This is a genomic window from Haloplanus sp., assembly GCF_028275055.1.
Taxonomy (GTDB): Archaea; Halobacteriota; Halobacteria; order Halobacteriales; family Haloferacaceae; genus Haloplanus.
Genome location: NZ_JAQCNJ010000049.1, coordinates 38,313 through 51,630, shown reverse-complemented (window position 1 = coordinate 51,630; position 13,318 = coordinate 38,313). Strand labels below are relative to the sequence as shown.

The following is a 13,318-nucleotide window of genomic DNA, read 5'->3' as shown; positions in this document are numbered from 1 at the left end:
GCAGACGGCGCGTGAACAGGTCCAATCGTACGGCGCGACACACCGTAGAGCGTTCGTCTCCGGCCTCGACCGCACCGCCAACGATCGGCTCCGACTGGAGACCGACAACGGACTCCTCGCCGCCGACCGCGTCGTTCTCGCCACGGGGTTCAGCGACGCGGAACCCGATCCGCCGCTCCCGCCGACGGGCCGGGGACTTCACTACTGCCTCCACTGTGACGCCTACATGTTCGTCGACGAGTCGGTGTACGTGATGGGTCATGGCGACAGCGCCGCCTACGTCGCCATGATCATGCTCAACTTCACCGACGAGGTGGATCTGCTCACCCGCGGCGACGACCCGACGTGGAGCGATGAAACCGGGCGCATGCTCGATGCCCATCCGATCGACGTGATCCACGAGGAGATCAGCGATATGAACCGCGGCGACGATGGGTGGCTGGAAAGCTTCGAGTTCGAGGACGGCGCGGTTCGCGAGTATCGCGGTGGGTTCCCGATGTATGGCTCGGAGTACAACGGCGGGCTGGCGGCCGAGGTCGGCTGTGAGCGCAACGACGACGGCACCGTCGTCGCCGACGACCACGGACGGACGAGCGTCGACGGTGTCTACGCTGTCGGCGACCTCGTACAGGGTCACAACCAGATCCCGGTCGCCATGGGTCAGGGCGCGAAGGCCGGAATCGCCATTCACATGGACCTCCGGACGTTCCCGCGGAGTGTCGACGAAATCGAAAAGCAGGGCGCAGTCGATCCCGACGAGGTGCCGGCGATATCCGAGGCCCTCCGGGAACAGGCGCGGGCGTTCCGTGAGACCGAGGCAGAAGCCGAAACCGAAACCGAGGCCACCGCCTCCGCGGACGACTGAACTCCGTAACGTAACTGCCTTATTCCACCGGTCTGAATCAAATTATACGCGCCGGTGGTCTAGTGGTAGGACCTGAGCCTTCCAAGCTCATGGCCCGGGTTCAAATCCCGGCCGGCGCATTTTCCGAGCGAAGCGAGGAGAATCGCCCAAAGGAATTTGAACCAGAGAGTGGAGCGAGCGAAACGACCGTGGTTCAAATCCCGGCCGGCGCATCGGTCGCTACCGCTCCCGATTACAATATTTTCCGGCTCAAACACCTCGATAAAAGGAGACGAACCCTCACGCGGTACTACAACTGTGTCACGGTGTGAGGAACGGTGATCATTCGATGGGCCTCAAAACACCGCTCCGAAACAACGGAACGAGTCAGGAACCCGCGCTACACCGCCGGACTGAACCGTCCGTCAACGCCCGTCACCCTTGCTCGCTGACCCACATCACCGATTATACCTAGTGGTATCAGGATCACCCACCCCTCCGGACGGTCCGTTTCCACGCTCTGCTCGAATCCTCGATAAACTCGATGAGGGTATCGGATCGTTGTCGAACGCTTCCCCGTCCTCACGGATTACTTCGATGAGTTGTTGAACGTGGGGGCGTTATCGGTCGTAGCTTTGTCACCGGGGGTAATGATGGCTGGGCATCTCCCCTCGGTGACGATTGATTTTAGCTGTCCGATTTTTGTCAAGACTAATCATTCTTTTGATACTTCGAGGGGTCGGACGTAATCCGTGTTATAGACCATTCGACGTTGAACTGGCACCTCCACCGCCACGGTGAGAGTCTCCGTAGACTACTCTGTGTGTCTGGCTCACTGATTCTTGACTGTGGGCTCATCTATTCGGTAGCCGGTATCGCACGGAACGATCCCGAGACGACCTATCGTATCACGCTGACCGATCTCACAACCCCCGGAGCGGCACCGGTTGATACGTTAAACGGGGTCTATTTCAGCGTCATTACCTTTTCTACCGTCGGCTGCGGAGACTTCTACCCTGCTAGTCCGCTCTCCCGGATTCTCGTCGGGATCGAATCGCTGATCGGGGCGCTGTTTATCCCCCTGTTCGTGTTCGCCATCGGTCGGCGCGTGGCGCGGTAGTGGGTCGCGTAAAACTCAGCAGACAAACTCGTCGGGGCTGACAGGCGGATTGCGATGTGTTGAAACGCTCCCGTCTCAGTCCTCTTCGAACACCATCTCTGCGACGACGTGGCGGGGGTTCTCGTCGTCGTCGTTTTCGTACTTGTAACGCGTGTCCGCGTCCTCATCGGTGGTGGCGGTGTGTGACCCGTCGCAGTACGGGTAATCGTTCGACAGCCCACACATACAGAGGTGAACACTGCCGCCCTGTTCTTCCAGTTCGTCCTCGCCGATGAGTTTCGGGCCGTTCGCGTCGTGGGTTATCTCTCGTGACACAACGTAGTAAGGGTGGGGAGTCACAAAAGTTGTGGGTGAATAACACGAACGCACGGACCCGTTGTGACCGACTACCGTCTGATTACGTGATTGGACGGTAGAGACGGGCGGTGAACACACCGATGAGCGGGGACACGCGTCCGCCGGTCGCCTACGTCGATGTGGTGACCGCTTGTGATGGCTCAGCCGTTGTTGTCCGCGTCCCACTCCAACCGGACCTCGTGGGTCGTTCCCTCCTCGGTTTCCCGGGCCCATTCGGTGATGAGGATGGAACCCCTCGGCGGGTTGCGTTTCACCACAGGTCCGTTATCGGCCGACCGTACTCCCTCAAATCGGCCGGTGAGGTCCTCGCGGAGTCGCTGGAGATGTGTCGCTGCCTCGCCACGGGTCATCTCCGTGTCCAGCACCGAGGACGCCTGCCGGTCGTCGGTGCAAACAAAGCCGACTGCGTTGACCGCAGCACCGAGCAACAACACGACACCGCTGAAGTACAGCCACGTGACCAACAGAAGGATGCCTGCGATGAGACTCCCGTCGCCGCCGCTCAGGGAGACGTACGCCTGGAACACCACCTGCAGAACCGCCCACCCGACGGCCCCGACCATCGTCCCCGGAACCACCTCGCGTGGCGCCAGATCGACGTTCGGAAACAGGTAGTACATCGGGAAGAAGGTGCCACAGAGGCTGACAAGCAGTAGTAAGGGGGCCGCAAAGCCGATCAGCGGGACCGACGGGAAGGCTGCGATAACGGCAGTCGTACCGATCATCGCGACGGCGCCGAGCGTGAGGGTACAAAGCACCACCAAACTATTCTTGATCTGGCCGAGAAGCGACCCCCGGGCAGCCGTTTCGTAGATCTCCGAGAACGCCGTATCGAGCCCGCGAAACACCTTTTTCGCCCCCCAGACGAGGGTGAGTGCTCCGATGAGAGAGTCACTGATCGTTGAACCGGTACCGGCGTCACGCTGTTCTTCGATCATCACCTCCATAACGCCACCGACCGATGGAGAGACGCTGTCTGTCGCCACCTCGATTATCTGCTGTTGTAGTTCGGGCGCGCCGAACACCGACACCCCGAGGAGAAAGAACATGAACAACGGAACGAGCGAGACGAACGCACTGTAGGCGATACTACCGGCGAGAAACGTCACGTTCTTGTCGTTGAACATGCGGGCAACGGATCTCACCCGGAGGATGACCGACTGAGCATCCATACCACACGCATCACGCGCGGGCACCGTAACAAACGGGAGCCTAACGCCCCGGTTAGCGTGGGTCGGTCGGCCATTACACCTAGCAGGGAGGGGAGAGTGGCTCCCCCGCCGTGCCGGTCACGCGCGTGCACGTAAGTGCTCTCGTCCGGACGCGTCAAGAACGGTCCGTGAACCGGTCACGGCGGGATGTAGGGCCGCGCTCGGGGCTGAGCTGTTCCCCGTGGTCGTGTGCCGTGTACGTGCACCGGTGGCGGTGTCAGTGAGCCTCAGAGGCTGGCAGCAGTCAGGATGCAGACGGGGAGCGACCCAGCAGGGGTGTGCTTGAGGCGGGCTTGTGCGGGAGAGTCGGATAACTGACTCCTAACAAAGTGTACAGCATCGGAACTGGTGGCCATGGTTTCCTTGCGAGTCCTCGCTGTCAACGCGGTCGTGGGCCTCGTCATCCTGATCATCGCGAACGCCGTCGGGCTGGGCGTACAGATATCGCTCATCACGCTCGTGGTGTGTGCGGTGTTAGGGGTCCCCGGTGCGATTCTGGTGATACTGCTCGCGGTGCTGAATGTCGCCTTCGCGGCCACGGTAGTTCCGGTGATTTTCGTATGAGACCGTCTACCGTACGGCACGGTTCGTGTTGTCGAACCGTCCGCCCGCCCGGCTGATGTTGTGACCGACCGGCCGGATCAGGAGAGCCTGGATATCGACGCCGTCGATCCGGCCAGCACCGCCACATCCAACGTCCATCGGTGCGCTCGACGGTTCTCCGGCGCGACCGCTGGCGGGTTCGGCAACCGATCCCCGTGCCCCGTCTCGCGTTGTTCGTGGATCGCGGGTCACTCGGCACCGACGCCGCTCAAGTTCCCGCCACCGTCACCACTTGAGAGTCCACCGGTCGAGTCGCTGTGTTCGCTCGCCCGACGCCGATGCTCAGAGTCGGACGGTCGAGACGGGCTTCGACCACGGGCTCAGATCCGCGACGACCCCCTCAACACCCCCGCCCGTCCTGCAACCACACCCATCCCGAACCCGGTAAAATGCGCGACGAGGGCAACACCAGGACCGGCGGTGAGGGCCGTCACGACGAGGGCGGCGACAACGGCCAGAACGGCTCTGCCACGGCGGCCTATGTCGACGGCACCGAGCACCCGTTCGGTGATCGGGTTTCCGGCGAGAACGTAGCCGTACAACGCGAGGACCGCACCGCTCGCCCCAAGAACGGCGACTGACGTGCCCAGAATCGCCCCGGCGAGCAGTTCCGCGAGTGCGGCGAGCGTCCCCGTTCCGAAGACGAACGCGTGGAACCGCAGACGGGTTGTCACCCGTTCGAGCGCGAGGCCGACAAGGCTAAGAGCCACGGCGTTCGCGAGAAGGTGACCCACGGAGGCGTGTGCATACACCGCGGTGAGGAGCGTCCACGGCCGCGATACGGGTGTGGCCAGCGCGAACCACGCCGTTCCGAGGCCAACGGCACCGCCGAGTCGCTGGCACAGGTGGACCAAACCAAACAGGACGAGGAGGTCGACCGTCGGACTGCTTGGATCCCGCATGTGCCATCCGTTGGGGCGGCCCCGACATAGGCGTGCCGCGCGTCGTCAGGGGCGCGTTAGCTTACAGTTACAGTTTGTCGCTCGTCTCGTCGAGGCAGTCTGTATCGACAAACAGGACGACGTGATCGCCACGTTCCACCACGGTGTCCCCACGCGGGATCACGAACGCGCCGTCGCGGGTGATCGCACCGATGACCGCCCCGGCCGGGAGGTCGGCGACCGATTCGCGGATGGGTCGGTTGACGAGGATACTGTCGGCGTCGATTTCGATCTCCAGCACCTCGGCCCGGTCGTCTCCGAGGATAGCAACGCTCTCGGCACGGTGTTCGCGGGTGAACCGCGTGAGTTCCTCCGCGGCCGCCTCACGCGGGTTGATCGCCACGTCGATGCCGACCTCCTCGAAAAGGTCGACATACTCGGGCGCCTCGACGGTCGCGACGGTCCGGTCGGCCCCGAGTCGTTCGGCCAAGAGTGCGGCGAGAAGGTTCTTTTCGTCGCTATCGAGGGCCGCGACGACGACATCGACGTCCTCAATATGTTCCCGTCGGAGAAAGGACCGGTCGGTCGCATCGCTTTCTAAAACGGTCGTGCCGGCGAGTTCCTCCGCAATCTCGCGAGCGCGGTCGGGGTCGCGCTCGACGAGTCGAGGCGTTAGCCCCTGTTTCTGGAGGAGTCTGGCCGTGTGGTAGCCCACATCGCTCCCGCCGATGATGAGGGCGTTCTCTGCACTCTCGACGCCCGGTGCGACCGCGTGGGCGAACGTGCGGACACTCTCGGGGCTGCCGATAACGACGACATCGTCGCCGGCCTGCAGAACGGTGTCCCCGCGCGGGATCACGACCTCGTCATCGCTTTCTCGGAACACGGCCGCGAACGTCAGCGACTCGTAGCGGTCGGCTTCCTCGACGGTCTGGCCCGCGATCGGGCTCGTCGGGTCGATCTCGAACTCCGCCATCTGGACGAGACCGTCGGCGAACGTCTCGACGTCTCCCGCGGCGGGGAGGCCAACGATCCGGGTGATCGTCTCGGCGGCCAAGAGGTTCGTCGCGACCATGTGGTCAACGCCGAACGCTCCCGCCGACGCCTCCCACGTCCGGACGAACTTGTCACTCTTTACCCGGGCGATCGCAAGGGGGTCGCCGACGGTCCGGGCCGTCCCGCAGACGACGAGGTTGGTCTCGTCGTCGTCGGTGCTGGCGATAACGATGTCGGCTTGCCCGATTCCCGCCTCCTGTAGGGTCTCGATGTCGGTTCCGTCGCCGGTGATCCCGAGAATATCGGCGTCGTACATCAGCGACTCGATCAAACCGCCGTCGAGGTCGATGACGGCCACATCGTGGGTCTCCGAGAGGCTCCGAGCGATCGACGATCCGACCGTCCCGGCTCCCACGATCACGGCGTACATCTCCGACCTCCCGCATCATGCATACTTGACGCATTTACACGGCGTGGTCAAGTGCATTTCCATCGGCCGGGGGCATAGCGTGGTGTGGCCCGGAACGGACGGGAACGGGGCGGGTGACCGGCGGTCGATCCTCGGTGTGGCGGGACGACCGAATCGGACCCGATAGGGACGCCGCCCAGCCCCGACTCGGAGTCCGTCGAGTATGTCGTGTGTCCGACCCGTCGTGTCCGCGGATCGAGCGAGTATAACCGTCGGTGATGGGACCTGCCGTCGACGAACTCTGGGGGGTGAGAACTCACCGCGGGACGTAGTCACAGGCGTCGTCGCGACCGTTTTTACAGAACCGTTCGAGCGTGTTGCTGGCTCGGTCGATGCCGTCGGTGCATTCCGCTCGGAGCAGCACCGGTTCTTTTTGTTTCGTTGGCTTTCGGTCACACGATACCGAGTACCAGTCCACGCGTGACTGCTGGCAGTTCGAAACCGTATGCGATGGGGCCACCCACGGCGGATGTGATGAATGTGGACTGCGGGTTTGCCCGACGTTCCAGTCCGGGGAGTCCCGGTCGCCTCCTCCACCCCGCGATCCGTCGAGCGACGGGCGTCCGGCGGCAGGCTGCTCGCTTCCGCGCCTGGCCCGATGTCGCCGGTGAACCACGACGGAGCATCCCTGCGGACACGCGCCGTGGACCGCTGTCCCCGAAGGACGAGGCTTCCACGTTGGCTCCCGAGGCCCGAACCGGTCTGACCGGACGCCCCCGAGTTCGGTCCCCGCTAAAGACCGTAGTGCGGGTCACGAGCAGGGCCTAACTGCCCGACCTAGTCCGTGTTGACGTATGCCGCTTCGTCTTAAGGCCCTTTCGACTCGGCGCGCCATCGGGCGGTCACGACGCCAACACGGACCGGGTGTACAGCGCGGCCGCGAGGGGGACGACGGCAGTCACGGCGACGACGGCCCAGCGGTGGTCGGTGATCCACGATCCGGGGTAGCCAAACAACGATTCGAGGGAGGCCGACAGCGCCCACACGAGCGCGATAAGGAGCGCGACGACACCGATTGCGAGTGCGATGCCCGCCGCAGTCGTCGGGTCCGTTCGCCCGCGGACGCCGGCGAGAAACACGACGATGCCGACCAGTGCAAAAAAGACCAGTCCCCAGACACCGAGGGGGCCGGCGGCGTAGTACTGCCCGAGTGCGGTCCCCCACCCCGATGCGGCCACGTATGGGAGGGCAAGCGAGACGACGACCGCGACACAGCCGGCGATGCCAAGTGCGGCAGCGACCTGCTCGGTACGCATACGCACCCGTGGTCCCGCCGGGCGGTTAAATGGCCTGCGTTCGTCGCCCGGGCGACGGACGCGACGTCGATGAGCAAGGAATTTAATCGCTGGCCGCCCATGTCGTGGTAGCGTGACGGATATTCACACCAACCAGCGTGTCGCGGTACTCGCGGACGCGCAGAACCTCTATCACTCCGCACAGAGTCTTTACTCTCGGAACATCGACTACTCTGCGTTGCTGTCGAAGAGCGCCTCGGACCGCGAACTCGTCCGTGCCATCGCCTACGTCATCCGGGCCGACTCACCCGAGGAGGAGCGGTTCTTCGAGGCACTCCAAGACATCGGCTTCGAGACGAAAATAAAAGACATCAAGACCTTCGGCGACGGGAGCAAGAAGGCCGATTGGGACGTTGGAATCAGCCTCGACGCCGTGACGCTCGCAAACCACGTCGACGTCGTCGTGTTGTGTACCGGCGACGGTGACTTCTCCCGGCTCTGCTCGCACCTCCGCCATGAGGGCGTTCGCGTCGAGGTGATGGCGTTCGGCTCCTCGACGGCCGACGAACTCGTCGACGCCGCCGACTCCTTTCTCGACCTCTCCGACCGCGAGGAGACGTTCCTACTCTAGGTCTTCGTCTCCGAGAACGCGTTCCTCGACGGACCGCCCGTGGTGCCGGTAGAACGCGGTCGCGTAGGTGTGTCGGAACGCGAAAAAGAGCGCCGTCGTCACCATCGACGCCACGGAAAGCGCAACGACCTCGGGCGTCGAGAGGCCGAGACCAGCACCGCCCCCGAGGAGATCCGCCACCTCCGGAGCGCCCCCGGCCCCGCCGCCCGCACCGCCGTCGGGACTCATACCCCCGCCGATGGGGCCGGGATTGTCGCCGCTCCCGCCGCCCAGCGGCCCCCCGCCGCTCGTCACCGCCCGGTATGTGATAAATCCCGTCACCGGGAGGGAAGCGAGACCGCCCAAAAGAACCGTGATGAGCGTGTAGCCAAGCGTCCCGGCGACGTTACTCCGGACGAAATCGATGCTCCCGGTGACGGCGTCGACGGGACCGGCGTCGTTGACGACGACGACGACCGGATAGAACTGAATGAGAAAGAGCACGACGAGATACGCGATCACGAGGACAACGACGGCTGCGGCCGCGACGAGTGTCGCCGGGCCGCCGGCCGCGGAGCCGGCGACGACCGCGATCAGGGCGACCACGACCAGGACGACGCCGAACGCCAACTGGATGCCGAATTCGACGAGCGTCGCGAGTAGGAGGTCGGCGTATCGGTCCCGACCCACGGTGGTCAGATCGGCGAGCGATGTCTCGCCGTCGAGTGCCGACCGTGCCATGCCGAGAACGCCCGCGATCATAAACGGTGTCACGAAGAAGGTGACCAACTGGAGTAGCGTCGGAGCGACGGGGATGCCGGCCAACTGGACGGCCCGTTGTGGAAGGAGCACCAGCGCGTAGACGAGGGCGCCGAGAACGAGGACGGGGTTGCGCGAGAGCGCGCCGACCGCCGTTCGGAGGGACCCGGTGGCTGTCATACTCATGACCGGGCGTAGCCGCCACATAAATGTGGTGTGTCGACCGCGCCACGGCCGCAGGCAAGGCATATATCGGTGCCCGCCGACCCCCGGATCATGCGCGTCAGCGTCGTCGGCGGGAGTACCGTCGGTCCGACCGAGACGGAGCGAGCACGAACCGTGGGTCGCCTGCTCGGCCGCCGGGAACACGTCGTCGTGTGCGGCGGCCTCAGCGGTGTCATGGAGGCGGCGTGTCGCGGGGCGAGCGCCGTAGGCGGCGAGACGATGGGCATTCTACCGACGGCCGACCCCGACGACGCCAACGACTACATCGACACCGCCGTCGCGACGGGGATGGGTCACGCTCGCAACGCGATGGTCGTAATGAACGGCGACGCCGTCGTCGCCATCGACGGCAGCGCCGGAACGCTTTCCGAACTCGGGTTCGCCGGTGTGTTCGACCGGCCCGTCGCCGGGTTGGGCACCCACGACGTGCCCGGCGTCGACGCCGTCGACACGCCAGAGGCGGCGGTCGACTACGTCGAATCCGAGGCCGACTCCGGCTCCCGTCCCTGAGGCGTTTCCTGCCCGCCGACCGCGGTCCGGGTTCGGTGCCACCGCTGGATCGCGACGGCGCCGAGCAGTGCGACCGTCCCGACGACGATGAGCGCCCCACCCACCGTCCACCGCCCGCGGAACCCGACGAGCATCAGCCCGAGGCTCGCGCCGAGTAGCCCGGCCTGTGTGAGGAGGGCGGCGAGAACGAACGCCCACAGCGTCGCGGCGGGGAGGGCCAGAATCGACTCGCTCAGTTCCCCCGTCGGTTCGGGGTCGTCCAACAGGGAGTCGGGATCTAACACCACGGTCGGAGTCGGGGCGGGATCATAAAGACCGTACCGTCTCGGGAGCGGAGGGCACGGCGCCGGCGCGGAACCCGGAACCGCCCGTGGTCGCTCACCACGTTCCGTGGAACGTATCGAACGACAACGAGTCCAAAGGCTCGTCGCCAACGGCGATGCGGTACTCGCCCGGCGTGAGCATCGGCTTGTGGAACTGGGGCCCGTCGTCGGTCGTGATCCTGGGACATCCCGTGTTGACGAACGCATCCATGTCGAAGTTTCGCAGTCGGTCCGGCGTCACCTCGTCCATCGTGATAAGATAGGCATTGTCGTTGTCCTCGACGATGGACTCGGCCACGTCCCAGCGGCCCTGTCCGATCTTCGTACAAAAGATGACCCCCCACTTCTCGGCGTCCATCGCCTTGTGCACCGAGGCGTAGCGCTGTTTCATGAACTGCTCGGTATCCGCGACGGTGACGACGTTGTTGACAGGGTCGGCGATCACCACCGTCTTGTCGGGGTGTTCCATCGCGAGACCGAGGGGGTGGAACTTTCCGCCGCCGACGTACAGCACCTGATCGGCGTCGATGTCGGCGGAGGCGTAGTTGCAGCCGAGCACCTGCCCCTCGTGGGTGAGGCGGTCGTCGCCTTTGCGGGTGTGGACGGTGAAGCCCTCGTCTTCAAGCCACTCCCGCATCTCCTCGAAGCGGTTCATGTGTTGGGCCGTCGTCACCAACCCCACGTCGCCGACGTCGAGTTCATCGAGCGAGTCCGCCATGATCGGGAACGGGTCGACGTTCGAAAACAACGGAACGTAGATGATCTTGTCCGACTCCTTCATCGGCGAGTGGCCGAAGTGAACGAACACGTCCGTCCGGCGCATCAGGTAGGTGTCGAGGTCACAGGCGCCGTAACAGGGTTGACCCGAGAGCATGTACGTCACGTCGTCGTCGGTGAGCGACCGGAGGTCATCGGCGACGGCCGGCCCGCGGCGTTTCAGTCCCTCGGGAAACTGGAGGCCGACCTTTGTGGCGTCTCGCTCCTCGACGGCCTCGACGATCCGGTCGAGTTCGTAATCCCACTCCCGGTCGTGTTTCAGCGACATCCCCGTGTTGCGAAGGTCACCCTCTGTGGACGCGTCCTGGCTCATTACTGTCCCGTTGCCGGCGAGGCCGTTTAACATCCGCGCCTCCACGAACAACGACCACGCGGCGGGTCACGGCCCGAGGTGAGATACGTCCGGCCGACCGATCTGTCAGCTAGTACGTTTTTATTCATCCGTGACGTATGACCGGTGATGGCAACGCCTCCGGATCGTCTCGACGAGGCTTTCGCGGGTTGTTCGTCCGTTCTCCTCCTCGCATCGTCGTCCGATATCGAGGGTGACGCTTGTATCTCTCTGCTGACCCGACACGGACCCGACCGGACGAACGTTCTCGGAGTGACCGTCTCCCGGTCTCCGGAGGATCGACTCGCGCTCTGGCAGCGCAGGGTTCCACAGGGACTCCCCAAGCGAGCGGCCATGATCGACGCCGGTCGGGGTGTTCGGCCCACGGCCAAAAGCGACATCGACGACCTGCCTCCGGAGCTCACACTGGACCGCCTGCCCGAGCATGCCGAACCGGTTGACCTCGGCGTCGCGGCCGCACGACGGCTCGGCGGTTGGGAGCCGACATCGGAGCCGACGGAACTCTGTCTCCACTCCGTGACGGCACTTGTTGAGGCCTTCGACCGTGACGCGATTATCTCGCTGGTCGACAGTCTGAACGGGCTGTGCGAGACGGTCGACGCGGTTGCCCACCATCATCTCGACCCTACGGCACACGACGACGAGACCCTCGCCATGTTCCGGCCGTTGTACGACGCGGTGATCGAGGTCGACGCCGAGGACGGGTGGCGGGTAGCGTTGGCCGACAGCGACGCCGACGCCCCCTCCTTCCGACGCTCGACGGCTCCACCCGGCGGGACGGCGAGCACCGATCCGGACCGGCCGGAAACGGTCCCTATTCCCTACTCCTTCGACCAGACGCTCAGTCTCATCTCAGACCCGCGGCGGCGAACGCTGCTCTACTGGCTGAAAGACGTGGGTAGCGGAACGATGACGTTCGACGACCTCGTTGAGGCGGTGGTAGCGCGCGAACGGTCGATTCCGGCCCGGGAGACCCCGGACTCCCGGGATGCGGTCCGTGTATCGCTCGCTCATGCCCACCTGCCGAAACTCGCTGACCTCGGCATCCTAGAGTACAGCCCCGACGGCCCGACCGTGCGGTACCACGGCAACCCCGCCCTCGAATCGTTTCTCAGATACGTGGAGACGATAGAACTGGGCTGATAGGGACGGCTCGGTAGCCCTCATAGTAACTCTTTTTGCCTGACAGTTACAGGGGACTCGTATGACAACCGGCCTCACCGAGGACGACCGGCGGCGAATCAGGGAGTTTATGCAGCGAGCATCTCGGAACCGTCGGCCGGACGTGTTGTGTCCGGAGGACGAATCGGAATCTCAGCCGGAGTCGGAGTCCAACGCCAAAGACGCTCGCGAGTGATCCATCACCGGTGTGTCCGGTCCGTACGTCCGCTCGGAGTTCACCCGGCCATCACGTGACGTGGCCACCGTTGACGCGCCGTCGTCGTGGCCGGTACGGGTGCCTTGGCGAGGGAGCGAGTCGGCCGGTCCGGCACGGACCGGTGCGGGCGTCCGGTCGCCGGCCGACTCACGGGCCGCGGCGTGTCCTGTCCGCATCGAGTCGACCGCGACCGGCATCTCCTCCCCACGGAGGTCATGAACTGGGCATCCCGGTTGGCGTGAGTCGCGCACAACGACAACGGTAGCCTCCGTGGAGCGTGCGAGGCCCGTGGGGCCGACCTGGCCGAACGGACCCGTGTATCGGGTTGAGACACAGGTGATGAAAGAGCGGAAGCAGTTTCGGCTGGTGTCGGTTCCAGTCGACCGGACAATCACCTGTCATCATATCCGTGCCGGGCGGTGCCACCCACTCGACAACTGGACCCCGAGCCGCAAGCTATCGCTTCAATCGGGCCCTTGCAGGCGGGTATCGGTGAGCGGCCGACTCAGGATAGGACCGAGACGGTCTGACGGCATGTTGACGACGAGAGCGGCGCTCGGAAGCACCGAGCACGAACCCTCGTGGTCACTCGTTGGCACGCTGGAGCTGCGATGACGTTTTGCGAGGGAAGAACGCTCCCAAAGCGCCTTCCGCATCGTTGACGATAG

16 protein-coding genes, 1 tRNA gene and 1 other RNA gene are annotated in these 13,318 nt (G+C 64.5%); 8 read left to right on the top strand and 10 right to left on the bottom strand.

Annotated features, from left to right (window positions below; all coding sequences use genetic code 11):
* From Q0925_RS06865 to Q0925_RS06855, 3 genes are all read left to right on the top strand, one after another.
* Positions 1-865 (top strand): NAD(P)/FAD-dependent oxidoreductase (locus tag Q0925_RS06865; RefSeq protein WP_299333223.1); only part of this gene is annotated, 865 nt, incomplete at its 5' end.
* A 48-nt stretch (positions 866-913) separates the two neighbouring features.
* Positions 914-984: transfer RNA gene (locus tag Q0925_RS06860), tRNA-Gly, on the top strand.
* Between the two features lie 683 nt (positions 985-1,667).
* Positions 1,668-1,964 carry a potassium channel family protein gene (locus Q0925_RS06855; RefSeq protein ID WP_299333221.1) on the top strand — a complete coding sequence of 99 codons (297 nt, stop codon included), beginning with the start codon at positions 1,668-1,670 and terminating at the stop codon, positions 1,962-1,964.
* 75 nt (positions 1,965-2,039) lie between these two features.
* Here Q0925_RS06855 and Q0925_RS06850 read toward each other — a convergent pair whose 3' ends face one another.
* Together Q0925_RS06850 and Q0925_RS06845 are read right to left on the bottom strand one after the other, a co-directional pair.
* Positions 2,040-2,279 (bottom strand): CDGSH iron-sulfur domain-containing protein, encoded by a 240-nt coding sequence (locus Q0925_RS06850; protein ID WP_299333219.1) that lies wholly within the window; start codon positions 2,277-2,279, stop codon positions 2,040-2,042.
* Positions 2,280-2,461: 182 nt separating this feature from the next.
* Positions 2,462-3,448, bottom strand: coding sequence for a YihY/virulence factor BrkB family protein (locus tag Q0925_RS06845; protein ID WP_299333217.1), 987 nt, complete (start codon positions 3,446-3,448; stop codon positions 2,462-2,464).
* Positions 3,449-3,886: 438 nt separating this feature from the next.
* On the opposite strand from Q0925_RS06845, the gene Q0925_RS06840 reads away from it, so the two are divergent.
* Positions 3,887-4,096, top strand: coding sequence for a pro-sigmaK processing inhibitor BofA family protein (locus Q0925_RS06840; protein ID WP_299333233.1), 210 nt, complete (start codon positions 3,887-3,889; stop codon positions 4,094-4,096).
* Between the two features lie 6 nt (positions 4,097-4,102).
* Here Q0925_RS06840 and Q0925_RS06835 read toward each other — a convergent pair whose 3' ends face one another.
* The 5 genes from Q0925_RS06835 to Q0925_RS06815 all read right to left on the bottom strand — a co-directional run bounded on the left by Q0925_RS06835 (position 4,103) and on the right by Q0925_RS06815 (position 7,737).
* Positions 4,103-4,234 carry a hypothetical protein gene (locus Q0925_RS06835; protein ID WP_299333215.1) on the bottom strand — a complete coding sequence of 44 codons (132 nt, stop codon included), beginning with the start codon at positions 4,232-4,234 and terminating at the stop codon, positions 4,103-4,105.
* A gap of 221 nt (positions 4,235-4,455) precedes the next feature.
* Entirely contained in the window at positions 4,456-5,037 is a 582-nt protein-coding gene (locus Q0925_RS06830; protein ID WP_299333213.1) for a rhomboid family intramembrane serine protease, read from the bottom strand.
* Positions 5,038-5,104: 67 nt separating this feature from the next.
* Positions 5,105-6,442, bottom strand: coding sequence for a Trk system potassium transporter TrkA (trkA, locus tag Q0925_RS06825; protein ID WP_299333210.1), 1,338 nt, complete (start codon positions 6,440-6,442; stop codon positions 5,105-5,107).
* A 517-nt stretch (positions 6,443-6,959) separates the two neighbouring features.
* An RNA gene (gene ffs / locus Q0925_RS06820) (signal recognition particle sRNA) lies at positions 6,960-7,269 on the bottom strand.
* Positions 7,270-7,323: 54 nt separating this feature from the next.
* Positions 7,324-7,737, bottom strand: a complete 414-nt coding sequence (locus Q0925_RS06815) for a DUF7548 family protein (RefSeq protein ID WP_299333207.1) — start codon at positions 7,735-7,737, stop codon at positions 7,324-7,326.
* Between the two features lie 112 nt (positions 7,738-7,849).
* Between Q0925_RS06815 and Q0925_RS06810 the strand changes: the two genes are divergently transcribed.
* Positions 7,850-8,347, top strand: coding sequence for an NYN domain-containing protein (locus tag Q0925_RS06810; protein ID WP_299333204.1), 498 nt, complete (start codon positions 7,850-7,852; stop codon positions 8,345-8,347).
* Here the strand turns inward: Q0925_RS06810 and Q0925_RS06805 are convergent.
* Positions 8,339-9,265, bottom strand: coding sequence for a hypothetical protein (locus tag Q0925_RS06805; protein ID WP_299333201.1), 927 nt, complete (start codon positions 9,263-9,265; stop codon positions 8,339-8,341). The two genes, Q0925_RS06810 and Q0925_RS06805, sit on opposite strands and share 9 nt — an antisense overlap.
* Before the next feature lie 96 nt (positions 9,266-9,361).
* Here Q0925_RS06805 and Q0925_RS06800 point away from each other — a divergent pair, with 96 nt between their 5' ends.
* The gene (locus Q0925_RS06800; protein ID WP_299333198.1) at positions 9,362-9,820 is read left to right on the top strand and encodes a TIGR00725 family protein; all 459 of its coding nucleotides are present in this window, start codon (positions 9,362-9,364) and stop codon (positions 9,818-9,820) included.
* Here the strand turns inward: Q0925_RS06800 and Q0925_RS06795 are convergent.
* Complete coding sequence (locus Q0925_RS06795) at positions 9,781-10,104, bottom strand: DUF7322 domain-containing protein (RefSeq protein WP_299333196.1); 324 nt, start codon at positions 10,102-10,104, stop codon at positions 9,781-9,783. The genes Q0925_RS06800 and Q0925_RS06795 overlap by 40 nt on opposite strands.
* A gap of 94 nt (positions 10,105-10,198) precedes the next feature.
* A complete protein-coding gene (dph2, locus tag Q0925_RS06790; protein ID WP_299333194.1) occupies positions 10,199-11,233 on the bottom strand; it encodes a diphthamide biosynthesis enzyme Dph2 in 1,035 nt (344 codons plus the stop codon).
* 147 nt (positions 11,234-11,380) lie between these two features.
* Between dph2 and Q0925_RS06785 the strand changes: the two genes are divergently transcribed.
* Positions 11,381-12,415 (top strand): DUF7504 family protein, encoded by a 1,035-nt coding sequence (locus Q0925_RS06785; RefSeq protein ID WP_299333191.1) that lies wholly within the window; start codon positions 11,381-11,383, stop codon positions 12,413-12,415.
* A 61-nt stretch (positions 12,416-12,476) separates the two neighbouring features.
* The gene (locus Q0925_RS06780; protein WP_299333188.1) at positions 12,477-12,629 is read left to right on the top strand and encodes a hypothetical protein; all 153 of its coding nucleotides are present in this window, start codon (positions 12,477-12,479) and stop codon (positions 12,627-12,629) included.
* Positions 12,630-13,318 lie beyond the last annotated feature (689 nt).